Source organism: Actinotalea lenta (assembly GCF_030586465.1).
Classification (GTDB): domain Bacteria; phylum Actinomycetota; class Actinomycetes; order Actinomycetales; family Cellulomonadaceae; genus Actinotalea; species Actinotalea lenta.
Genome location: NZ_JAUQYP010000002.1, coordinates 238,500 through 259,257, shown reverse-complemented (window position 1 = coordinate 259,257; position 20,758 = coordinate 238,500). Strand labels below are relative to the sequence as shown.

General features: G+C 68.0%; 20 protein-coding genes. 14 read left to right on the top strand and 6 right to left on the bottom strand.

Annotation, left to right across the window (positions count from 1 at the left end; translation table 11 throughout):
* Window positions 1-93: 93 nt before the first annotated feature.
* The 13 genes from Q6348_RS15070 to Q6348_RS15010 all read left to right on the top strand — a co-directional run bounded on the left by Q6348_RS15070 (window position 94) and on the right by Q6348_RS15010 (window position 13,594).
* A complete protein-coding gene (locus Q6348_RS15070; RefSeq protein WP_304602213.1) occupies window positions 94-1,908 on the top strand; it encodes a nucleoside-diphosphate sugar epimerase/dehydratase in 1,815 nt (604 codons plus the stop codon).
* Window positions 1,908-3,047, top strand: a complete 1,140-nt coding sequence (locus tag Q6348_RS15065; protein ID WP_350339682.1) for a DegT/DnrJ/EryC1/StrS family aminotransferase — start codon at window positions 1,908-1,910, stop codon at window positions 3,045-3,047. The genes Q6348_RS15070 and Q6348_RS15065 overlap by 1 nt, the downstream gene beginning before the upstream one ends.
* Complete coding sequence (locus tag Q6348_RS15060) at window positions 3,047-3,679, top strand: sugar transferase (protein WP_304602212.1); 633 nt, start codon at window positions 3,047-3,049, stop codon at window positions 3,677-3,679. The genes Q6348_RS15065 and Q6348_RS15060 overlap by 1 nt, the downstream gene beginning before the upstream one ends.
* Window positions 3,676-4,314 carry an acetyltransferase gene (locus Q6348_RS15055; protein WP_304602211.1) on the top strand — a complete coding sequence of 213 codons (639 nt, stop codon included), beginning with the start codon at window positions 3,676-3,678 and terminating at the stop codon, window positions 4,312-4,314. Before Q6348_RS15060 ends, Q6348_RS15055 begins: the two co-directional genes overlap by 4 nt.
* Window positions 4,311-5,660, top strand: a complete 1,350-nt coding sequence (locus Q6348_RS15050) for a glycosyltransferase family 4 protein (RefSeq protein WP_304602210.1) — start codon at window positions 4,311-4,313, stop codon at window positions 5,658-5,660. Before Q6348_RS15055 ends, Q6348_RS15050 begins: the two co-directional genes overlap by 4 nt.
* Before the next feature lie 59 nt (window positions 5,661-5,719).
* On the top strand, window positions 5,720-6,751 hold the full coding sequence (locus Q6348_RS15045; RefSeq protein ID WP_304602209.1) for a polysaccharide biosynthesis protein: 1,032 nt from the start codon (window positions 5,720-5,722) through the stop codon (window positions 6,749-6,751).
* Entirely contained in the window at window positions 6,748-7,839 is a 1,092-nt protein-coding gene (locus Q6348_RS15040; protein WP_304602208.1) for a polysaccharide biosynthesis C-terminal domain-containing protein, read from the top strand. Before Q6348_RS15045 ends, Q6348_RS15040 begins: the two co-directional genes overlap by 4 nt.
* A gap of 29 nt (window positions 7,840-7,868) precedes the next feature.
* Entirely contained in the window at window positions 7,869-8,993 is a 1,125-nt protein-coding gene (wecB, locus tag Q6348_RS15035) for a non-hydrolyzing UDP-N-acetylglucosamine 2-epimerase (protein ID WP_304602335.1), read from the top strand.
* 4 nt (window positions 8,994-8,997) lie between these two features.
* A complete protein-coding gene (locus Q6348_RS15030; protein WP_304602207.1) occupies window positions 8,998-9,576 on the top strand; it encodes an acyltransferase in 579 nt (192 codons plus the stop codon).
* The gene (locus Q6348_RS15025) at window positions 9,569-10,762 is read left to right on the top strand and encodes a glycosyltransferase (protein WP_304602206.1); all 1,194 of its coding nucleotides are present in this window, start codon (window positions 9,569-9,571) and stop codon (window positions 10,760-10,762) included. The genes Q6348_RS15030 and Q6348_RS15025 overlap by 8 nt, the downstream gene beginning before the upstream one ends.
* 181 nt (window positions 10,763-10,943) lie before the next feature.
* On the top strand, window positions 10,944-12,233 hold the full coding sequence (locus Q6348_RS15020) for an O-antigen ligase family protein (protein ID WP_304602205.1): 1,290 nt from the start codon (window positions 10,944-10,946) through the stop codon (window positions 12,231-12,233).
* A gap of 78 nt (window positions 12,234-12,311) precedes the next feature.
* Window positions 12,312-13,088, top strand: coding sequence for a glucose-1-phosphate cytidylyltransferase (rfbF, locus tag Q6348_RS15015; protein WP_304602204.1), 777 nt, complete (start codon window positions 12,312-12,314; stop codon window positions 13,086-13,088).
* Window positions 13,085-13,594, top strand: coding sequence for a GtrA family protein (locus Q6348_RS15010; protein WP_304602203.1), 510 nt, complete (start codon window positions 13,085-13,087; stop codon window positions 13,592-13,594). The genes rfbF and Q6348_RS15010 overlap by 4 nt, the downstream gene beginning before the upstream one ends.
* Here the strand turns inward: Q6348_RS15010 and Q6348_RS15005 are convergent.
* The 5 genes from Q6348_RS15005 to Q6348_RS14985 are packed head-to-tail and all read right to left on the bottom strand — an operon-like array spanning window position 13,566 to window position 18,371.
* Window positions 13,566-14,579 carry a phosphotransferase family protein gene (locus Q6348_RS15005; RefSeq protein WP_304602202.1) on the bottom strand — a complete coding sequence of 338 codons (1,014 nt, stop codon included), beginning with the start codon at window positions 14,577-14,579 and terminating at the stop codon, window positions 13,566-13,568. The two genes, Q6348_RS15010 and Q6348_RS15005, sit on opposite strands and share 29 nt — an antisense overlap.
* 4 nt (window positions 14,580-14,583) lie before the next feature.
* Window positions 14,584-15,534, bottom strand: coding sequence for a sulfotransferase family protein (locus Q6348_RS15000; protein WP_304602200.1), 951 nt, complete (start codon window positions 15,532-15,534; stop codon window positions 14,584-14,586).
* A gap of 34 nt (window positions 15,535-15,568) precedes the next feature.
* On the bottom strand, window positions 15,569-16,531 hold the full coding sequence (locus Q6348_RS14995; RefSeq protein ID WP_304602199.1) for a transketolase family protein: 963 nt from the start codon (window positions 16,529-16,531) through the stop codon (window positions 15,569-15,571).
* The gene (locus Q6348_RS14990) at window positions 16,528-17,364 is read right to left on the bottom strand and encodes a transketolase (RefSeq protein WP_304602198.1); all 837 of its coding nucleotides are present in this window, start codon (window positions 17,362-17,364) and stop codon (window positions 16,528-16,530) included. The genes Q6348_RS14995 and Q6348_RS14990 overlap by 4 nt, the downstream gene beginning before the upstream one ends.
* Window positions 17,365-17,417: 53 nt before the next feature.
* Complete coding sequence (locus Q6348_RS14985) at window positions 17,418-18,371, bottom strand: NAD-dependent epimerase/dehydratase family protein (protein WP_304602197.1); 954 nt, start codon at window positions 18,369-18,371, stop codon at window positions 17,418-17,420.
* Between the two features lie 81 nt (window positions 18,372-18,452).
* Between Q6348_RS14985 and Q6348_RS14980 the strand changes: the two genes are divergently transcribed.
* Entirely contained in the window at window positions 18,453-19,523 is a 1,071-nt protein-coding gene (locus Q6348_RS14980; protein WP_304602334.1) for a glycosyltransferase family 2 protein, read from the top strand.
* Here Q6348_RS14980 and rfbG read toward each other — a convergent pair.
* Window positions 19,520-20,563, bottom strand: a complete 1,044-nt coding sequence (rfbG, locus tag Q6348_RS14975; protein WP_304602196.1) for a CDP-glucose 4,6-dehydratase — start codon at window positions 20,561-20,563, stop codon at window positions 19,520-19,522. The two genes, Q6348_RS14980 and rfbG, sit on opposite strands and share 4 nt — an antisense overlap.
* Window positions 20,564-20,758 lie beyond the last annotated feature (195 nt).

Below are 20,758 nucleotides of genomic sequence, written 5' to 3'. Positions count from 1 at the left end.
GTATTCTGGGGCCGCGTTTGCGGTGACAGCCGCAGCGACTCGAAGTGCAGGAGGGCGAGACGTGGCGTCGCGGATGGCCCGACGAGGGGGGCCATGGACATCCAGCAGCTGAAGAACAGCTCGACGGTCCGCCGCTGGGCCTGGGCGGTCATCGACTCCACCATCTGGGTGTGCGCGATCTACGCGGCGATGTGGCTCCGGCTGGACCTCGAGGCCGAGCCGGTGCTCGTGACGTCGACGTTCATCTTCGCGATCGGCGCGGTGGTGCTGCACCTCGTCGCCGGCTGGACCTTCGGCCCCTACCGCAAGGGGCACCAGCGGGGGTCCTTCGAGGAGACCGCGTTCGTCGCGCAGGCCGTGGTGATCACGTCCGCGGTGCTGTTCGGGTGGGCCGTTCTCGCCTCCTCCCATCTGGTTCCCCGCTCGGTGCCGTTGATCGCCGGCGCGCTGACCATGGCCGGCGTGCTCGCCGCCAGGTTCTTGTTCCGCAGCTGGCGCCTGCTGAACTCCGGCCGCCGCGCCACGGACAAGAAGGTCATCGTGTTCGGCGCGGGCGAGGCCGGCCGGGGCTTGCTGCGCAGCATGGCCCGCGACCTCGGCAGCGGCTTCCAGGCGGTCGCCCTGCTCGACGACGACCCCCGCAAACAGCGCCTGCGCATCGAGGGTGTCCCGGTCCTGGGCACCCGGCACGGCATCGCCCAGGTGGCGACCGACACCGGGGCGACGGCCCTCGTCGTGGCGCTGCCGCAGGCGGAGTCCTCCCTGATCCGCGAGCTGAGCGACCGGGCCGCCGCAGTCGGCCTGGACGTCCTGATCCTTCCGCCGCTGCGCGAGATCATCGGCGGCCGACCCACCTCCCGGGACCTGCGCGACGTCAACGTCGAGGACCTGCTGGGCCGGCGTCCCGTGAAGCTGGACACGACCGCCATCGCCGAGCAGATCGCCGGGCGCTCCGTCCTGGTGACGGGCGCGGGGGGCTCGATCGGCTCGGAGCTGTGCCGGCAGATCGCACGCTTCCGCCCCGGCAAGCTCTACATGCTCGACCGCGACGAGTCCGGCCTGCTCGCCACTCAGATGAGCATCACGGGCGAGGGCCTGCTGCAGGGCGACGAGGTGGTGCTCGCGGACATCCGCGACCCCGAGGCGATGCACGACGTGTTCGCGGCCACCCGGCCCGACGTGGTGTTCCACGCCGCAGCGCTCAAGCACCTCCCACTGCTCGAGTCCTTCCCCCTGGAAGGGTGGAAGACCAACGTCCTCGGCACGCTCAACGTGCTCACGGCCGCGGCCGAGGTGGGGGTGGGCGCGTTCGTCAACGTCTCCACGGACAAGGCAGCCGACCCCACGTGCGTGCTGGGCTACAGCAAGCGGGTCGCCGAGCGCCTGACGGCGGACTTCGCCGAGAACTATCCCGGGCGCTACGTGTCCGTCCGGTTCGGCAACGTCCTGGGCTCGCGCGGCTCCGTGGTGCACACCTTCCTCGCCCAGATCCAGCGCGGCGGACCGATCACCATCACGCACCCGGATGTGCGCCGGTACTTCATGCTGATCCCCGAGGCGTGCCAGCTGGTCCTCGAGGCCGGGACGATCGGCGCGGACGGCGAGGTGATGGTCCTGGAGATGGGCGAGCAGGTGCGCATCGTCGACGTGGCGAACACCCTGATCCGGATGTCGGGCCGACGGGACATCGACATCACCTTCACCGGGCTGCGCCCCGGCGAGAAGGTGTGCGAGGACCTGTTCTCGACCAAGGAGGACAGGCGCCCGACCGCGAACGAGCTGATCAACAGCGTGGACGTGCCACGCATCGACGCCGACGAGGTCCGGACGCTCCGGCTCCCGAACCACGCCGACGCCCTCGCCTGGATGCACGGCGCCGGTGTCGCCGCGGACCAGGCGGGAGTCTGATGGCCCGGGTCCACCTCTCCAAGGCCGTCGCGACGGAGGTTGAAGAGGAGTACGTCCTCGACGCGCTGCGTTCCGGGTGGGTGGCCCCTCTTGGTCCGCACGTCGACGCGTTCGAGCGCGAGATCGCCGAACGGATCGGGGTCGGGCACGCGCTGGCACTCTCCTCGGGCACGGCCGCGCTGCACCTCGGGCTGCTCGGCCTGGGTGCACGGCCCGGGACCGTCGTCGTCGTGCCGTCCATGACCTTCGCGGCCTCCGCGATGGCCGTGGTCTACACGGGAGCCACGCCTGTGTTCGTCGACGCGCGCGAGGACGGGAACGTCGACGCCTCGCTGATGCTCGAGGCGGTCGACACGCTCCGCGCGGAGGGCGCCGACGTGGTGGCCGCGATGTCGGTGGACCTGTTCGGCCGTGCGGCCGACTACGACGAGCTGGTGCCGGGTCTCGCCGAACGCGGGATCCCGCTCGTGGAGGACGCGGCCGAGGCGCTCGGGGCCGCCTATCACGGCAGCGCCGCGGGCTCCTTCGGCGCGGTGTCGGTCCTGTCGTTCAACGGCAACAAGATCTTGACGACCTCGGGCGGCGGGATGTTGCTCAGCGACGATCGCGCCGCGATCGACCGCGCCCGCTACCTGTCGACCCAGGCACGGCTACCTGTGGCGCACTACGAGCACGTCGACGTGGGCTACAACTATCGCCTCTCGAACATCCTGGCGGCGCTCGGGCGCGCGCAGCTGACTCGACTCGACGCGATGATCGCTCGCCGACGGCAGATACGTGAGACGTACGTGTCCGCTCTCGCGGAGATCCCCGGCGTCCGCGTGATCGGCCGCCCGACCGAGGGCCGCGACGACCGCGAGGACAACTGCTGGCTCACGTGCATCGACATCGACCCCGACGCCACCGGGGTGACACCGGAGAAGGTCATCGCCGAGCTCGACCTGCACGACATCGAGGCACGCCGACTCTGGAAGCCGATGCACCTGCAGCCGGTGTTCGCCTCCGAGCGTGCCTTCGTCACCGGGACCTCGGGTCGGCTGTTCGACGACGGGGTCACCCTCCCCAGCGGCTCGTCCCTGACGGATGAGGAGATCGAGCGGGTCGTGTCCGTGGTCACGGGCGTGCTCGGCGGTCGGTGATGGCACCGGGCTCGTCGCGCGCGAAGAGGGCTTTCGACCTCGCTGTCGCCATTCCCGCCGCTATCCTCACACTCCCCCTCCAAGGGGTCGTCGCGCTCGCAGTGCTTGCCCGCCTGGGGCGGCCGGTCCTCTTCCGTCAGCGTCGCCCCGGGCTACATGGAGAGCCCTTCGAACTCGTCAAGTTCAGGACGATGCTCCCGAAGCCGCCCGAGGCGGACGGCGACGACCTGGCCGATGCCGAACGCATGACCACCCTGGGCCGCCGGCTTCGGTCAACAAGCCTGGACGAGCTTCCCACGCTCTGGAACGTGGTCCGCGGGGACATGAGCCTCGTCGGCCCTCGGCCGCTGCTCATGCAGTACCTGCCCCGGTACACACCCGAACAGGCCAGGCGGCACGAGGTGCGGCCCGGCATCACCGGCCTCGCACAGGTCTCCGGAAGGAACGCGTTGAGCTGGGAGGAGAAGTTCCGTCTCGACGTGGAGTACGTGGACCACCACACACTGGCCGGAGACCTTCGAATCCTTGGGGCCACTGTTCGATCGGTCGTCGTCCGAGACGGCATCGCGGCCGAGGGCTCGCCGACGGCACACGAGTTCCGGGGTACGACTCAGGACCGGGGGCAGGCATGAGTACGCCCCTCTACATCATCGGGGCTGGCGGCTTCGGCAGAGAGGTGTTCGCCATCGTCCAGGCCGTGCGCGAGTCGGGCGGCGAGGACTACGACGTCACCTTTGTCGACGACCACCCGGCGCCTGTGGACCTCGCCCGGGTTGCCGCGCTCAGTGCCGAAGTGGTCGGGACGGTGGACGGCTTGAAGCACTCCCCCGGTCCGTTCGCTGCCGTGGTTGCGATCGGCGCGAACTCCCTGCGCCGGAGAGTCGTCGAGCGCCTGGCCGGAGCGCCGGTCACGTACCCCGTCCTCGTGCACCCGGATGCCACCGTCGGCAGGGACGTCCAGCTGGGCGACGGGACCATCGTCGCGCCGGGGGCTCGCCTGAGTGTCTCGATCCGCATAGGACGCCACGTTCACATCGACCAGAACGTGACGATCGGACACGACTCGACCCTCGGCGACTTCTGCCGCGTGAATCCACAGGCGTGCGTCTCGGGGAGTGTTGCGATCGGCGACGAGGCACTCGTCGGTGCGGCGGCGACCGTTCTGCAAGGACTCGAGCTCGGAACTGGCTCGGTGGTGGGGGCGGGCGCTGTGGTCACCAGGTCCGTCGCGCCCGGGACCACGGTGAAGGGTGTGCCGGCCCGGTGAAGCGACTCAGAACAGCAGCCGAGAAGGACACGCGCGACCCACGCGTCGTTCTCATCTCCCAGTGGTTCACCCCGGAGCCTGTCGTCGTGCCGATGAACATCGCGACGGCGTTGAGAGCAGCAGGCCTCTCTGTCCACGTGATCACGGGCGTCCCCAACTACCCGACCGGCGTCGTACCCCCGGGCTTCTCGGCCCGGAGGTACTCGTCGGAGCGCGTGAACGGCTTCCCGGTTGACCGTTGCCCTCTGTACCCGAGCCATGACCTGTCGGCCGCACGCCGGCTCCTGAACTACTTCAGCTGGGCGGCCTCTGCGACGCTTCGCGCACTCACGCGCGTGAACGCCGGGGACACACTCCTGGTCTACTCGTCTCCGGCAACGGCCGCCCTGCCGGCGATTGCCTGTCGGCTGCTGAAGCGCGCCCCGTTCGTCGTGCTGATCCAGGACCTCTGGCCAGATTCGGTGCTGGCCACGGGGTTCGTCCGGAACGCCTACGCCAGGCGAGTCGCGGAGAGCCTGATATCCCCCTTCACCCGCATGACGTACCGCCTTGCGAACAAGGTCGCGGTGATCTCCCCCGGGATGCTGGAGCTGCTCGTCTCGCGCGGCGTCCCGAGGGAGAAGCTCGCGCTGACCTACAACTGGGCGGACGAGTCCACCTACTTCCCGCGAACCAGGTCGTCCGCCTTCCGTGCCAGCCTGGGTGTCGCTGACGAGACGACGCTCTTCATGTACGCCGGGAACCTTGGCCCCGCGCAGGCCCTTGCGACGGTGATCGAGGCCGCCGCGTCCGCCTCCGAGACGCACGACATCGCCCTCGTCATCGTCGGCTCGGGAGTCACCGAGGTCGCGCTACGCGAACTTGCCGATCGGGTGGCGCCGGAGGTGGTGACCTTTCGACCGCCGATGCAGCCCTGCGAAGTGGCCGAGGCGGCCGCCGCAGCGGACGTCCAGGTCGTCTCTCTCGACAAGCAGCCCGTCTTCACCTACACGATGCCCAGCAAGGTACAGTCGGTCCTCGCCTCCGGCAGCCCCGTCGTCGCGTCGGCCGACGGCGACATCGCACAGGTTGTGCTCGAGTCGGGCGCAGGCTGGGTGGCGCCTGCAGGCGACGTGGATCGGCTCGCCGAGGCGATGCGATCAGCAGCCGAGGCGGGCCCAGAGGACCGGGCCAGGCGCGGTGCCTGCGCCCGCCACTACTACGAGAGCTACATGAGCGAGAAGGTCAATGCGGGCGCGCTCGCCTCATTGCTCAGATCGTCCCACCCAGGAGCGCGAGGGTCCGGGCAGTTGCCGCCCGCGGCTGACACGCGCACCGTTTCGGACAGCCGGGAGGGCACAGCATGACCGGAGAGGGCCTGCCTGCAGACACCCGGTCGACGGACCCAGCGAGAGAGGCGACTGGCATGAGGCTTGAGGCGACGCAGGGCGCGACCGTGGCGATCACCGGGGGAACGGGGTCCTTCGGTTCGACCATGGTGCGCCACCTCCTCGACAACGGAGTGGGGCAGGTCCACGTGTTCTCCCGCGACGAGGCGAAGCAGGACGAGATGCGGACCCGCTATGCGGACTCGCGCCTGAAGTTCTTCCTCGGCGACGTCCGCGATGCCGACAGTGTGATGAACGCGTTCGTCGATGTGGACTTCGTCTTCCACGCCGCCGCCCTCAAGCAGGTCCCGTCGTGCGAGTTCTTCCCGCAGCAGGCGGTCAAGACCAACGTCACCGGCAGCCACAACGTCGTCGAGGCGGCCGCCGCGACTGGCGTGAAGTCGGTCGTCTTCCTGAGCACGGACAAGGCCGTCTACCCGGTGAACGCGATGGGCATGTCGAAGGCGCTCATGGAGAAGACGGCGCAGGCGTTCGCCCGTAGCCACCCGAACTCGTCGACGGTCGTGTCGCTGACCCGCTACGGCAACGTCATGTACTCGCGCGGATCGGTGATCCCCCTCTTCGTCAAGCAGGTCCTCGCCGGCAAGCCACTCACCGTGACCGAGCCCCGCATGACGAGGTTCCTCATGTCGCTCCAGGAGTCTGTCGGCCTGGTGGAGTACGCGTTCACCCACGCCGAACCGGGTGACTTGTTCGTCAAGAAGGCGCCCGCGTGCACCGTCGAGGTGCTCGCTCGGGCGGTGGCGGGTCTGCTCGGGGTCGAGGACCCTGAGATCAGGCGGATCGGTACCCGCCACGGCGAGAAGATGCACGAGACGTTGCTGTCGCGCGAGGAGAAGGTCAAGGCCCTGGACGAAGGCGACTACTTCCGCGTTCCGCTGGACGCGCGCTCCCTCCAGTACGAGCTGTACTACGAAGAGGGCGAGGAGGAGATCGTCGAGTTCGACGACTACACCTCGGAGAACACCGAGCGCCTGGACGTCGAGCAGACGAAGCAGCTCCTGATGACCCTGCCCGAGATCCAGCAGCTGGTCGGTGCCCGGGCATGAGGATCCTCGTGACCGGAGCCGGGGGCTTCCTCGGGTGGCACACCCGGGTCCGACTGCATGCACGCAGCCAGCACGAGGTCGTTCCCGTGGATCGTTCCGCCTGGCCGCAGCTGGCCGACCTCGCCCGTGGGATTGACGCCATCGTGCACATCGCCGGTGTGAACCGGGCCCCCGACGCCGAGGTCGAGCAGGGCAACGTCGAGCTCGCCCGCGAGGTCGCCGACGCCGCTACATCGGCCGGTTCGCGCCCGCGCATCGTCTACGCGAACTCGATCCAGTCCGGGAACGGCACGCCGTACGGCAACGGCAAGAGCGAGGCGGCCCGGATCCTTGCCGACGCAGCTGCCGCCATCGGCTCCGCATTCGTCGACGTGCGGCTACCCAACCTCTACGGCGAGCACGGCCGCCCGCGCTACAACTCGTTCGTGGCGACGTTCGCCCATGCCGTGAGCCACGGGGAGACACCCCAGATCACCGACCGCGAGGTCGAGCTCCTGCACGTGCAGGACGCCGCTCAAGCCCTCATCGACGCGCTGGCCACGGACGACGCCCTGGTGCGGCCGGCGGGGACGACCACCACGGTGTCGACCGTGTACACGCTGCTGCGTGACTTCGCCGCCCTGTACGCCTCCGGCGACATCCCGCCGCTGGAGCCCGGCCTGGCCACGAACCTCTTCAACACCATGCGCGCGGCCCGGTTCCCGGAGCTGTACCCGATCTCCTTGACGCCCCGGAGCGACCCGCGCGGGACGCTGACCGAGGTCGTTCGCAACCACGGCGGGCAGGGACAGACCTTCATCTCCACCACCAAGCCCGGCATCACCCGGGGCGAGCACTTCCATCTGCGCAAGGTGGAGAGGTTCGCCGTGGTCGGTGGGGAGGCGACGATCAGCCTCCGTAAGGTGCTCACCGACGAGGTCGTGTCGTTCGAGGTCACGGGCGACGCCCCGGTCGCAGTCGACATGCCCACGATGTGGGTCCACAACATCACCAACACCGGCTCGGATGAGTTGACCACCATCTTCTGGGCGAACGAGCTGTTCAACCCCGAGGACCCCGACACGTACCCGGAGCCGGTGCAGCGATGACGCCCCCACCCGAACAGGACCGCCGAACCATGCTCAAGGTCATGACGATCGTCGGCACCCGGCCCGAGCTGATCCGCCTCTCCCGCGTGATCGCACGACTGGACGCCACCGTCGATCACGTCCTCGTGCACACCGGCCAGAACTACGACTACACCCTCAATGAGGTCTTCTTCGAGGACCTCGGGATCCGCAAACCCGACCACCTGCTTGGCGTCGACACCAGCACCCTCGGCCACGTGCTCGGTGAGACCCTGATCAAGACCGAGGAGGTCCTGCTGGCCGAGAGGCCGGACGCCGTGCTCGTGCTCGGGGACACGAACAGCGCGATCGCCGCGGTGATGGCAAAGCGCATGAAGATCCCCGTCTACCACATGGAAGCTGGGAACCGCTGCTTCGACGAGAACGTCCCCGAGGAGACGAACCGGCGCCTGGTCGACCACGTAGCGGACTTCAACCTCGTCTACACCGAGCACGCTCGACGGAACCTGCTCGCCGAGGGCCTGCACCCTCGCCGCATCCTGCTGACCGGGTCCCCGATGCGCGAGGTGCTCGACGCGTACCGCCCCCAGATCGAAGCCTCGGACATCCTGACGCGACTCGGGCTCACGGAACAGGGCTACTTCCTCGTCAGCGCCCACCGTGAGGAGAACGTCGACTCCCCCGAGAGGCTGCGAATGCTGCTCGAGTGCCTGGTAGCCGTGCGCGACACGTGGAAGATTCCGGTCTACGTGTCGACCCATCCGCGGACCCGGAAGCGCCTGACGTCCCTGCCGGACTGGACCGAGCCGGAAGGGATCGTCTTCCACGAGCCGTTCGGCTTCCATGACTTCAACCGCCTCCAGCTCGGCGCCGCATGCGTCCTGTCAGACTCGGGGACCATCGCCGAGGAGTCCACCATCATGGGCTTTCCCGCGGTGACCTTGCGGGACTCGATCGAGCGGCCCGAGGCGCTCGACACCGGCGGGATCATCATGACCGGGCTCGACGCGCGAGATGTGGTGGAGGCGGTCGCGGAGGCCATGGGCGAACGCGGAGACCTGGATGATCGCCCTGCCCCTGCGGACTACCAGGTCTCCAACACCTCGACACGCTCCGTGAGGTTCATCATGTCCACGGCGCGACGCCACCGCGCCTGGTCCGGGCTGAGGAACTAGCGCGATGGCACTGTCACGCTCCAGCGCGCTGTACGCCGCCCTCCGCAAGCTCCGCAACCGCGTCAACATCGCCCGCAAGGGCCTGCGTCACGTCCCATCGACTGCGTACGTCCACTCGAGCGCTCGGGTCGCCCGCGACCTCGTCGCCGGCCACTTCGCCTTCGTTGGGCATCACTGTGACCTGGCACCGCGCGTCATCATCGGGAAGTACTCGATGCTCGCCCCGCGGGTGGCCGTCGTCGGAGACGATCACGTCATCGACAAGGCAGGCGTCCCCATCCAGTTCTCAGGACGACCACCGCAACACGCCACACGAATCGGCGACGACGTGTGGATCGGCTACGGGGCCACCATCATCCGGGGTGTGACGATCGGTGAAGGTGCCGTGGTCGCCGCCCGAGCTGTTGTCACGAAGGACGTTCCGCCCTACGAGGTCTGGGCAGGTGTGCCCGCCAGACGTCTTCGAGACAGGTTCACCACCGACGCAGCGCGAGACGCTCACGCCGCGAGATTGCTCCAAGGGCCAATAGAGCCAAAATTCGCCGACTCGCCCGCATGGCAGGAAAATGCAGAGCATGACTAGCAAGAAGATCCTACTGATCGTCGGATATTTCGACTGGTTCTCCGGATATCAAGAGACTGGGCTGGCAACGTGGCTCAGTCGCTATGCATCCGTAGAGGTCTTGACTGGCGACCGAGTGAGCACCATGTTCAGCGATGGGCACCTTGATAGCCTCGGACTCCCTCGCCGCTATCCGACTGGGACAACCGAGGAACACGGCGTGAGGGTCACGCGCGTCCCGACCACCGAGATCCGCTCGATGGTGTGGTCGTGGGCCGCCGTCCGCCATATCCGCTCCGGCAATTACGACCTGATCATCCAGGTCATGCCTGGTCAACTGCTGCCCCTTGCGGCGACGCTCGCGGGCAACCGCACCAGGCGCGTCGCGCTCTACGGCGACAACAGCGCTATGTGGTCCCACCTGCCTCGATGGAAACGCCTGATCAAGGGCCTCCTGTTTGCGATGACGAAGGGCATCCTGTACACGGTAGTGAATTCGCGCGCCAACGAGGTCCGCGGATACACGCCGAACACTGTCGCGCGCCTTCGCGCATTTTCGGCGGGAAGGGCCATAGAGGTGCTCCCGCTCGCTTTCGATCCAGGCATTTTCAAGTTCGATCCTCAAGTCAGGCTCAGTAAGCGCGAGGAACTCGGGTATTCACCCGCGGACATCGTCGTGATTGCTGCAGGCAAGACCCAGCGCAAGAAGCGCCTCGACCTTCTGATCGCGGCGACGGCCGCACTGGCGCCGCAGTTTCCATCGCTGAAGCTCCTCCTCACCGGAATCGACGACAGCGAGTACTCGCGCGACCTAGTTGAGACCGTCAAGGCGACCCCCGGCCTAGCCGGTCGCACCCAGTTCACCGGATTCGTCGACGCCTCCGAGCTCAACAGGCTCTTCAACGCTTCCGACATCGGCGTGTGGCCGCGCATGCCCGCGATCACCATTCAGCAGGCCATGGGTACCGGGCTCGCAGTCGCGGTTCCAAGCAACGACTGGGTCAGCCACCTCCTCCGCCCCGGCACAGGGGTGTACTTCTCCGCGGCCGACGAGCACCCTGTCGAGGAGATCGCTTCCGCCATTCGAACCCTTGTCTGCAAAGGGCAGTCCGATGACGATCGGGGGTGGCGAGCCACTACCAACCGCTGGCTCGGCGCCGACCGGGTCGTGCAGTCGCTCCTGACGCCGCTTGGCGGTGCATCGTGACCCGCGGACTGTCGCCGACACGGCCCCGGCCGGGCGCGACCACCTCCTCCGACCGCCGCGATCAGTCGCGCGCTCCGATCGGAACCGGGCCAGGCGACGCGCACCGCTGCGGCCCCACGATTCCCGCGCAGCTCCAGGGAACCCTGTCATGACGGCCCGGGCTTGGGACAGGGACCGCATCGTGGACTGGTTCGGGGCCGCCGCAGTCGTCCTCACAGGCACGGTGAACCTGTGGAAGATCCAGACTGTCCGGGACATCCTCCCCGTCGACGCGACACTCGCAGCGGCACTAATCGGGATGGTGGCTGCTGGCGTGGTCTGGTTCCCGTCTCGGTGGCGCCTGCCAGCTGGATGGGTCGTGCTCGCGGTCGGCTTCATCTCCTTCCTTCCCGCCGTTGCCGTGACGTCCTTCGGCACCGCGTACTCGGTCGACAAAGTGCGCTCGCTTTTCACCTTGTCGCTGCTCACGGCCATCGTGCCGATGGTGGTACTCACGACCGCAGCGCGAAGACGGGCCACGATGGCGATTCTCGTCGGCCTCGGCGCCGCGACATCCGCCGGCCTTCTGTTCGCGGGAACCACCAACCCCAACACCGGCAGGGTCGGAGTTGAGGATGGGTCCCCGATCGGGCTCGCGAGACTCACGTGCATCGCCGTCGCAATCCTCGGCGTTGTGGCCATCGAGCGACGCGGCGCGACACGCTACCTTGCCCTTGGTGGGCTAGTCGTCGCGGCAGGAGCAACTGTCACGACCGGAAGCCGCGGCCCGCTTGCTTCTGCGTTCCTCGCGCCGTTGCTCGCCCTCGTGCTGACACGACACGGACGCGGCCTGGGAGCCTCGCTCCGGTCCTTCGCGATGAACAGACGATTGGTGCTCCGGCTGATCTTTGTGACGGGCGCGGTCCTGGTTGCGCTCCTGCTGTCGCTGAGGCTCGCCTCGCGCCTCGCCCTCGCTCACCTCCTCTCCCTCGGTGGGGAGTCGTCCTCATGGCGTCTCGACCTGCTGCGGGACTCGTTCACGCTCGCCGTTCACCACCCCATCGGCGTCGGGTGGGGCGACTTGGCGACGCACCTCCCCACCGCAGCCAGCGAGTACACCGGCACCCACCTTTACCCCCACAACGTCCTGGCCGAAGCAGCCGCGGAAGGTGGCATCCTCGCCTTCCTCGGCCTTGTCTGGCTCCTAGTCGCGTCGTTTCGCCGCATCCGCAGTGCGGCCCGTTCCACCACGGATCGCGCGCTGCTTGCGGTGTGGCTCTTCTCCGTCGCCTCCGCAATGACATCGTCCGATCTCATCGGAAACCGGCTGATGTGGATGGCCATTGGTGCGGGCCTCGCGTACCCCAGGGTCGTTGCCGCGACAGCCCGGCTGGGCGGCACTGACACCGGCGTCCCATCGGACGAAACAGGACTTGCCGGCGACCAGGCACCCACCCGTGCGGAGCAGGAGGCTCCGCACCAAGATCAGTGACCCGACGGCTATGCTGACGGGATTGCGCGCCCGGCGTGACAGGACGCAACAGGTCGACACGGAAGGCACGCTTCGACGATGAAAGCTGTGATCCTGGCCGGCGGGATGGGCACGAGGATCCGCGAGGAGACCGAGTTCCGGCCGAAGCCGATGGTCGAGGTGGGCGGTAAGCCGATCCTCTGGCACCTGATGAAGTTCTTCGCGCACCACGGGATCGATGAGTTCGTCGTGTGCGTGGGATACAAGGGCGATCAGATCAAGGACTACTTCCTCAACTATTCCGCGCGCAACAACGACTTCACGCTGCGCCTCGGTGAGCGAGGCGCAGTGGACTTCCACGGCAACCATGACGAGAGCGACTGGACAGTCACCGTCGCCGACACCGGTGACGCGACGTTGACCGCCGGACGAGTCGAACGGATCGAGCGGTACGTCGCTGGCGAGCGGTTCATCGTCACCTACGGCGACGGGCTCGCAGATCTCGACATCGCGGAACTGATCACGTTTCACGAGAGTCACGGCGCCACGGCGACGATCACCACCGTTCGGCCGCCGTCTCGCTTCGGGATCGTCGAGGTCGACAGTGATCGCCGCGTCTCCCGTTTCCACGAGAAGCCCCGGCTGGAGGACCGCGTGAACGCGGGCTTCTTCGTCTTCGAGCCGGCCGTGTTCGACTACATCCGGGACAGCGACGCCGTGATGCTTGAGCACGAACCACTCGCCAAGCTTGCGGCGGACGGTGAGCTGGCGGCGTACCAGCACGACGGCTTCTGGCAGCCCATGGACACGTTCCGCGAGGCCATGATGCTGAATGAGATGTGGACCCGGGGCGACGCTCCCTGGAAGGCCTGGTGAGCCGAGGCTCCGCCCGGCGGCCCTGGACGCGATCCGCCTTGTCCCTGCACCGCCACCGGGTGGTGCGGTTCGGCCTCGTCGGTGTCTTCAACACCGCGTTCTCCTACAGCGTCTTCGCGGTACTCCAAGTCTCAGCGCTCCACGTCCACTACATGCTCGCGCTGGTCGTATCCCAGGTGGTCGGGACCCTCGAGGCATTCGTCCTGCAGCGCGCTCTGGTGTGGCGCAGCCGTGGCCCATGGTTCCGGGAACTCATGAGGTTCACGCTCGTCTACGTGGGTTCCTTCGGGGCCAACCTCGTCCTTCTCCCGCTCCTGGTGGCGGTGGGGCACGTACCGTCCCTAGTCGCCCAGGCCCTGGTCGTCGGGGGGCTCGCCATCGCCACCTACATCGCCCACCGCGAGTTCTCGTTCAGCGTGCACCGCACGGCGCGGCCCGACCCGCACACAGCTCCTGCGTCGGCGCGGGACCGGGAGGTTACGGGACGAGGTGATCGAGAGCGGTGAAGATCCGCTCCACGGCGGGCGTACGTCCGGGCCGATCCTGGTATCCGAACCGCAGGCGCACGACCTGCTTCGCCAGCGCGATGCGCAGGAAGTAGATCCAGAACAGCGGCCCCGGAATCCAGTCGTGGCCGAAGTAGCTCCTGAAGAACGCATCCCAGCGACGGCGCGGTTGGAACGTCGCCCAGCCTGCGACTTCGAAGAGCGGGTCGCCGAGAACGGCATCCTCCCAGTCGATCAACGCGACCGCGCGACCGTCGTACACCGCGTTGTGCATCCCGCAGTCCCCGTGCAGAAGCCTCGGGGCGAGCCCGGAGGCCAGTTCCTTCGGAACCTGTTCGAAGACCGACAGGATCGAGTCGCGTTCCCACTCCGTGATCACTCCCCCGGCGACGAGGATGGAGCAGTGGTCGCCCAGCCGGGATCGCACGTAGCCCCACCACTGCATCGACGCCGCCTGCGGGAACGACGACTCGACCCCCGACAGGAGCCCGAACCCGTTCCCCTGGACGCTGTGCGTCTGGCGCAGGGCGAACGCATACGGCCCGAAGACACGGCTGAGCCGTGCGTCGTCGCCGTCGAACGTGGTGAGCGGTTCCCCGTCTAGCGCACTCATGATCATGAAGGGGAAGGGCGCGTAACCGGACGTCACGTCCGCGGAAAGGACCCGAGCGTGGGGAACGTCAGCTCCGGCGAGAACGTCGGAGAGCTCTGCCTCGATCGCGAGGCTCGCCCGAGTCGACTCCGTCAGGCCGCACTTGACCACAACGCTGTGGCCACGACAGTCCACGCCGCGGAACAGCGCGTGGAACGTCCCGCCCGGGTGGACCGGCTCGACGCTGACGATCTCGATCCCGGAGCGTCGGCAGGCCTCCAGCACCACGTCGGCGTCGGGCGCGTCGGCCAGCGCCCCTGACGGCGCGTCCACGGCGTCGGCCTTGGGGTAGAACTGCATCGCCCGGCCGGCGCGCCACTGAGCCGTCTCCATCACGTCACCAGGCCATCGGAGCGACCTCGCCGCTGTTCAGGAAGCCGTCGTACCCGAAGATCCGGTGGGGAACGTAGGTGATCGCGGCGATCTCTGCCTGCTGCGCGGCGGAGAGCTCTCGAGCGGTCGCAAGGTTCTCCTCGATGGTCGCCGTCCTGATGGTGCCCCACGGCACGATGTTGGTCAGCTCCTCACCGTTGAAGGACGGGTAGAGCATCGTGTCCGATCGCGCAATGCCCAGGGCATCCTGCAGGGCTCCCATCACGGCAGCCTTCTGGGAGACGAGGTCCTCGAAGCGCACGATGTGGAAGTGTCCCGCGTACTTCTCGCGGTATGTCAGGGCGAGCGTTTGCGCGTAGGCCCAGGTGTGCGCGTACCGGTGCAGCGTCGGCGGGAACGGGCGACGGAACTGGTCGGCGTAGCCGGAGTACGGGTTCCGCACGACGTGGATCACGTGACCGTCCGGGAAGTCGGCCATGATCTTGTCCGTGTCGAGAACTTGGACAGGGTTGTAGCCGACGTAGTACTTCTCAGTCCCGGTAGACCGATGGTTGGACCACGCATCGAAGGTGCTGCGGAAGAAGGCCTCGACGAGATTGCGCCGACTGCGGCCCAGCGAGGTGGCGATCCCGACGAAGCGGGCACGACGTGCCGACTCATCCATCTCGAGCCCGCAGTCCCGGAACTTCGAGCGGGACGGGGCCCGGAGCAGCGTCTTGAGCTCCTCGTCCCAGAACATCTCGTAGTCCTGGGCCGCGTCGCCCTCGGTAGGGAACTCCGGCCACCGGTACCGGATCGGCACGTAGCTGCTCAGGAAGTCATTGCCGTACCCCGTGCCCACCTGGGACTCGAACGGGTAGACGAAGAGCTCGGGGTGCCCGTCGAGGTGACGATGCGTGGTGTTGCCACCGTTCTCGTACATGGCGGAGATCATGATCAGGTTGAACGTGTCCACTGTGGTCCCGTCGTAGAAGAGGGTGCGGAGTGCATCAAGCTCTGGGAGACCCAGGGCTGAGGTTCGAGGGGCCGTCGGCCCGGGCGAGAGACGCAGCCGCGTCGGCCACCGACTGGACCGTCAGGCCGTTCATCGCACGCATGTAGGCGGTGGTCCCGACGTGTCGGCCCAGGGCGCTGTCATCGGTCCCCATCACCGTGACCGGCAGGGTCATCCTCATCCTGGCAGCGGTCTCGAGGACGGCTGAACCAAGGCCGCCGCGTGCCGAGTGCTCCTCGAGCGTCACGATTCCAGCAGTGCCTCTGGCCTGGTCAAGGACGGACTCGGGGAGTGGCTCGATCACGGGGACCGACACGACTCGCGCGGCGATGCCCCGCCCACGAAGGAGGTCGGCCGCCTCCACCGCGAGGCTTGCGATAGAACCCGTCGCGAGCACCGTGACGTCGTCGCCCTCGCAGAGCACCTGGCCGCCCACCGCCTCGTCAACGTCCAACGGCGCCTGGTGCAGCCGCGGCTCCCCGTTCTTCCCGAGCCGCAGGTAGCAAGGGCCTTCGAGACCTGCCGCGTAGCGCGTCAGCACACGCGCCTCGACCGCGTCGGCGGGACTGAGCACCGTCATCCGAGGTAGCGCCCGCATGACAGCGACATCCTCGATGGCGTGGTGGGTGTAGCCCATGGGGCCGTAGCTGAAGCCGGCGCCGACGGCCACCACCGTCACGGACCGTTCGTGGTAGCAGACGTCGTTGCGGATCTGCTCCAGGCACCGCATGGTCGGGAAGTTGCCGATCGAGTAGACGAACACCCGATATCCACTCGCGGCCAGCCCGGCGGCGACGCCGATCATCGTCTGCTCCGCGACGCCCACGTTGAGGAACCTGTCGGGAAACTCCGCCGCGAAGTCCTCGATGACCGAGAAGCCGAGGTCGCCCACGATCAGAAAGACGCGGTCGTCCTCGCGTGCGAGGGCCGAGAGCTCGTCGAGGAAGGCGTCTCTCATCGGTCCTCCGCGCCGGGCAGCAGTTCCGAGAGCGCGGTGGCCAGCGCCTTGTCATCGGGCGACCGGTAGTGCCACAGCACCTGGTTCTCCATGAAGGAGACGCCCTTCCCCTTGACCGTCTCGCAGATGACGACGCGTGGTCGTTGCTCTCCGCTGGCGGACTCCCGAGGCGTGTCCAGCGCGCTCCTCAGGCCATCGTGGTCATGACCGTCCACGGTGAGGACCTCCCACCCGAAGGCGCTCCACTTCTCGGCGAACGGCTCAAGGCGCAACGTCTGCTCCGTGTCGGCGAGCGACTGGAGGTGGTTGCGGTCGACCGCGACGACGAGGTTGTCCAGGCCGTGGTGAGCCGCGAGCAGGGCCGACTCCCACGTCGTGCCCTCGTCGCACTCTCCGTCGGACATCACGACGAAGACCTTCCGTGGGGCGCCTGTGCGCTTTGCGGCCAGCGCGAGACCGACGCCGAACGGGAGCCCGTGCCCGAGGGATCCCGTCGAGAGCTCGACCCCGGGCACCGCGGTGCTGGTGACGTGGCCACCGAGCCGGGACCCGTCCAACGAGAAGTCCGCAAGCCACTCGAGTGGAAAGAACCCCGAATGTGCGAGGACGGAGTAGAGGCCCGCGGCGGCGTGGCCCTTGGAGAGGATGACGATGTCGCGAGCGGGATCCTCGGGTGCCTCGGGCCTGACGCGGGCCACTCCGCTGTAGAGGACGGCAAGGATGTCGATCACAGAGAGGCACGAGCCGATGTGTGACGACTTCCCGCGGTGCGTGGCGCGCACGGCACTGACTCGAGCCGCCCGTGCCAGGTCCTGACTGTCGATCACAACCACCTTGTCATCCTCTTCGCCGCCGGCGCGCGTCGGCTGCACTCTATGCCGCGAGGTTACGCGGACGTCTGCGTCGCGTACCTGCGCGGGAGGGGCACACCCGTGAGCCGGTCCGTCACGTCCTTCCCCTGGAGCCATGCCGCCGTCTCGGCAAGGCCGTCCTCCAGAGCCACCGAAGGCCGCCATCCGAGCGCAGCCAGCCTGCCCGTCTTCGGCTGGAGCCTCATCACCTGGTTCGCGGAGTACGGGATGGCGCCGAACCGGAGTGGTCCACCCCCGGGGAAGTGGGTGGCGAAGGTCTCGACGGTGTCGCGCAGTCGTGGTGCATCCGGATGCCCGACGTTCACGACCCCGTGCACGTCGGCGTGGGTCGCGAGAGCGGCGAGCGCCGCGCCCGCGTCGGGACCGTAGAGGTAGCTCCATCGCTGCTCACCTGCGGTCAGGGCAACGCTCTCGCCGGCCATCAAAGCATCGCCGACCCTGGGAAGAAGCCAGTACGGGTGGTCCAGCGGGCCGTAGGTCGAGAACACCCGCGCCCAGACCCAGTCCATCCCGGTCTCTGCGCACACCGCGCGGGTGGCCTCCGCGGCGGCCACCTTGGCCCGCCCGTAGGCGGTCACGGGCGCGAGCGCGGCGGCCTCGTCCACCGGCGCGTCGCGGGGGCCGTACTCGGCCTGGCTGCCCACACCGACGAACCGGGCGGCACCGGCACGCGACGCGGCCTGGGCCGTGCTGCGGATGCGCGCGACGTTCTCCTGCTGAGAGGGATCGTCCCGCGACCCTCCACGGACGCCCATCCAGTCCAGCGAGACGACCACACTCGGGCGCAGGTCGGCGATGGCATGCGGCCATGACACCTCGTCGACCGCCAGCACGTCGACGAGGCCGTCGATCCGCGCGAGAGCGCTGCTGGGGCGGACGAGGGCGACGGGGGCGGCACCCGCGGCCTTGAGGGCTCGGACGGTCCAGGCACCGAGAAAGCCCGAGGCCCCCAGCACTAGTATCGTCACCGGCCAAGGGTACCCGGCACATCTGTCTCTGCTGGAGCTGCGCCCAACGGGCGGCAATCGACCGACACAGAGAGGGTGAGCATGGCGAACCAGATGATCTCGATTGTCACGCCGTGCTACAACGAAGAGGGCAACGTCGAGCGCTGCGCTTCAGAAATCGCGTCGGTCATGGCTGCGGAGCTCCCCGGCTACCGCTACGAGCACATATTCTGCGACAACAGCAGCACGGATCGGACTCTCGAGATCCTAAGGTCGTTGGCCTCGGCGGACCGCAGGATCAAGGTCATTGCCAACTCGCGGAACGTCGGGCCGTTCCGCAACATCGCGAACGGGCTGCGGCACGTCAGCGGTGACCTCGTCATCCCCATGGTGCCTGCAGACCTCCAGGATCCTCCGGCCGCTATCCCCAAGCTAGTCGGGGCGATGCGGGACGACGTCGACGTGGTCTACGGGGTGAGGTCGAACCGTCGGGAGAACCCCGTCCTGCGCTTCGCTCGCGCCGCGTACTACGGGCTGATCCGCAGGACGGGTGGCCAGGCGCCGCCAAGGAACGCTGGCGAGTTCTTGCTGGCTCGGCGTTCCGTCATCGACTCGATCGTCAGCGTCGGCGGTTCGTACCCATATGTCCGTGGTCTCGTGGCGCAGACGGACCCGCGGTATGCCGTCGTTCCGTACGAGTGGGGTCAGCGGGTTTCTGGGCGATCCAAGAACTCGCTTCCTGACCTCGTCGACCAAGCTCTCAACGGCCTGGTCTCGACCGCACGCGCGCCAATCCGCGCAGCGTTGCTGATCGGCGTGCTTGCGGCGATCCTCGGGGTCGGGATCGGCCTGTGGAATCTCGTGTACTTCTTCACCACAGACTCCACGAACGCGGGAGCAGGAATCCCCACGCTCATCGTGGCCGCCTTCCTGTTCGGCGGGACCCAGCTGTTCTTCCTCGGGCTCGCAGGCGAGTACGTGATCAGCATCCACACCGAGCTACGTCCCGCACCCCCGATGTTCGAGCGCGAACGGATCAACTTCGAGCCCACCGGTCGTGCCTCGGACGTGAGTGCAGGGGCCGACCGGCTCAACAGGGCAAAGCATCCGACCGTGGCGCTTCGGGGGGCGTCGCGGAGCCAGGTCCGCGCCACGCGGCGACTGAGGCGCTAGGCGGAGCGACGATCGGCCCCGCCACGTGCCCGGAACGCGGTCAGTTGCGCCTGCATCCTCTCGCGCGGATCACTCCCGGAATGCACGTCCTTCTCCCACGAGACGGTCCACTCCAAGGCGTCGTGGAGAGGCAGGAGATTGCGCCACCCCAGCGCCAGCTCTGCCTTGCGCGGATCCAGCGCCAGGAGTCCTGCCTCACCCGGGTGTGCTTCGGTCGAGAGGACGGGTTCGCCAGGTACCCCCCAGAGGTTCGCGACCTCTCGCGCGACGGACTCGACCGTGACGAACGAGTCAGCTCCGGGCCCGATGTTGTACGCCTGGCCATCGGCCTCGCCCGCAAGGAGGTGGTCGATGATGGTCAGGTACCCGGCCAGGCAGTCGAGCACGTGCTGCCACGGTCGTACCGCCCCAGGGAAGCGCAGGGGTGCGTGCTCTCCGCGCGAGCAGGCGGTGACAAGATCCACCATCAGCCGGTCGGCACAGACATCGCCTCCCCCGATGACGTTGCCGGCGCGGGCGATGGCTGTCGGCGGCCGGGGCACCGCTGTGGCGATCCACGACTGGGTCAGGAGGTCGGCAGCGGCCTTGGACGCGGAGTACGGATCGTCGCCCCCGAGTGCGTCGTGCTCTCGGTACCCCCAGATCTGGTTCACGTTGCGGTAGACCTTGTCGGTCGTGATCACGAGCTGCGCCTTGACGCTCGGTGTGGCCCCCACCGCTTCGAGGACATTGAGGGTGCCCATCACGTTGGTCTCCCACGTTCCCCGCGGGTCCCGGTACGACTCCCGGACAAGGGCCTGCGCGGCCAGGTGGACGACGACGTCCGGCTTCACGCGTTCGAGGACCCGCGCCGTCGAGGCGGCGTCTCGCACGTCGCCTCGGGCGTCGACCTGCATCAGCTCGTCCAGACGCGCCCGCGAGTACAGAGCGCCAGGCACCGGATCCAGGGCAAGACCCGAGACCTGATGGCCGAGGCTGTGCAGCCATGCGACAAGCCAGGCGCCCTTGAACCCAGTGTGGCCGGTGATGAGGTAGTGCATGCGCAGGCCTTTCGAGGAGCAGTCGCCACCTGGAGCGAAGTCAAGGCGCAGAGTACGCGCGGGCAGGGGCCCACGATGCCGGCACGACGCCAGACCAGGAGGCCGCGCTCGTGTGGGGCTCGGCGCGCGCGGGAAGCCCGGCCACGGCGTGGCACCTCGACAGGGTCCCGAGCCACGCTTCCAGGCCCGTTAGCA

Excerpts from the sequence above, each read along its gene's own strand:
- Q6348_RS15070 (WP_304602213.1), top strand. The coding sequence starts at position 94 with ATGGACATCCAGCAGCTGAAGAACAGCTCGACGGTCCGCCGCTGGGCC.
- Q6348_RS15055 (WP_304602211.1), top strand. The coding sequence starts at position 3,676 with ATGAGTACGCCCCTCTACATCATCGGGGCTGGCGGCTTCGGCAGAGAG.
- Q6348_RS15030 (WP_304602207.1), top strand. The coding sequence starts at position 8,998 with ATGGCACTGTCACGCTCCAGCGCGCTGTACGCCGCCCTCCGCAAGCTC.
- Q6348_RS14980 (WP_304602334.1), top strand. The coding sequence starts at position 18,453 with ATGGCGAACCAGATGATCTCGATTGTCACGCCGTGCTACAACGAAGAG.
- rfbF (WP_304602204.1), top strand. The coding sequence starts at position 12,312 with ATGAAAGCTGTGATCCTGGCCGGCGGGATGGGCACGAGGATCCGCGAG.
- wecB (WP_304602335.1), top strand. The coding sequence starts at position 7,869 with ATGCTCAAGGTCATGACGATCGTCGGCACCCGGCCCGAGCTGATCCGC.
- Q6348_RS15045 (WP_304602209.1), top strand. The coding sequence starts at position 5,720 with ATGAGGCTTGAGGCGACGCAGGGCGCGACCGTGGCGATCACCGGGGGA.
- Q6348_RS15005 (WP_304602202.1), bottom strand. The coding sequence starts at position 14,579 with ATGGAGACGGCTCAGTGGCGCGCCGGCCGGGCGATGCAGTTCTACCCC.
- Q6348_RS15040 (WP_304602208.1), top strand. The coding sequence starts at position 6,748 with ATGAGGATCCTCGTGACCGGAGCCGGGGGCTTCCTCGGGTGGCACACC.
- Q6348_RS15060 (WP_304602212.1), top strand. The coding sequence starts at position 3,047 with ATGGCACCGGGCTCGTCGCGCGCGAAGAGGGCTTTCGACCTCGCTGTC.
- rfbG (WP_304602196.1), bottom strand. The coding sequence starts at position 20,563 with ATGCACTACCTCATCACCGGCCACACTGGGTTCAAGGGCGCCTGGCTT.
- Q6348_RS14995 (WP_304602199.1), bottom strand. The coding sequence starts at position 16,531 with ATGAGAGACGCCTTCCTCGACGAGCTCTCGGCCCTCGCACGCGAGGAC.
- Q6348_RS15065 (WP_350339682.1), top strand. The coding sequence starts at position 1,908 with ATGGCCCGGGTCCACCTCTCCAAGGCCGTCGCGACGGAGGTTGAAGAG.
- Q6348_RS15025 (WP_304602206.1), top strand. The coding sequence starts at position 9,569 with ATGACTAGCAAGAAGATCCTACTGATCGTCGGATATTTCGACTGGTTC.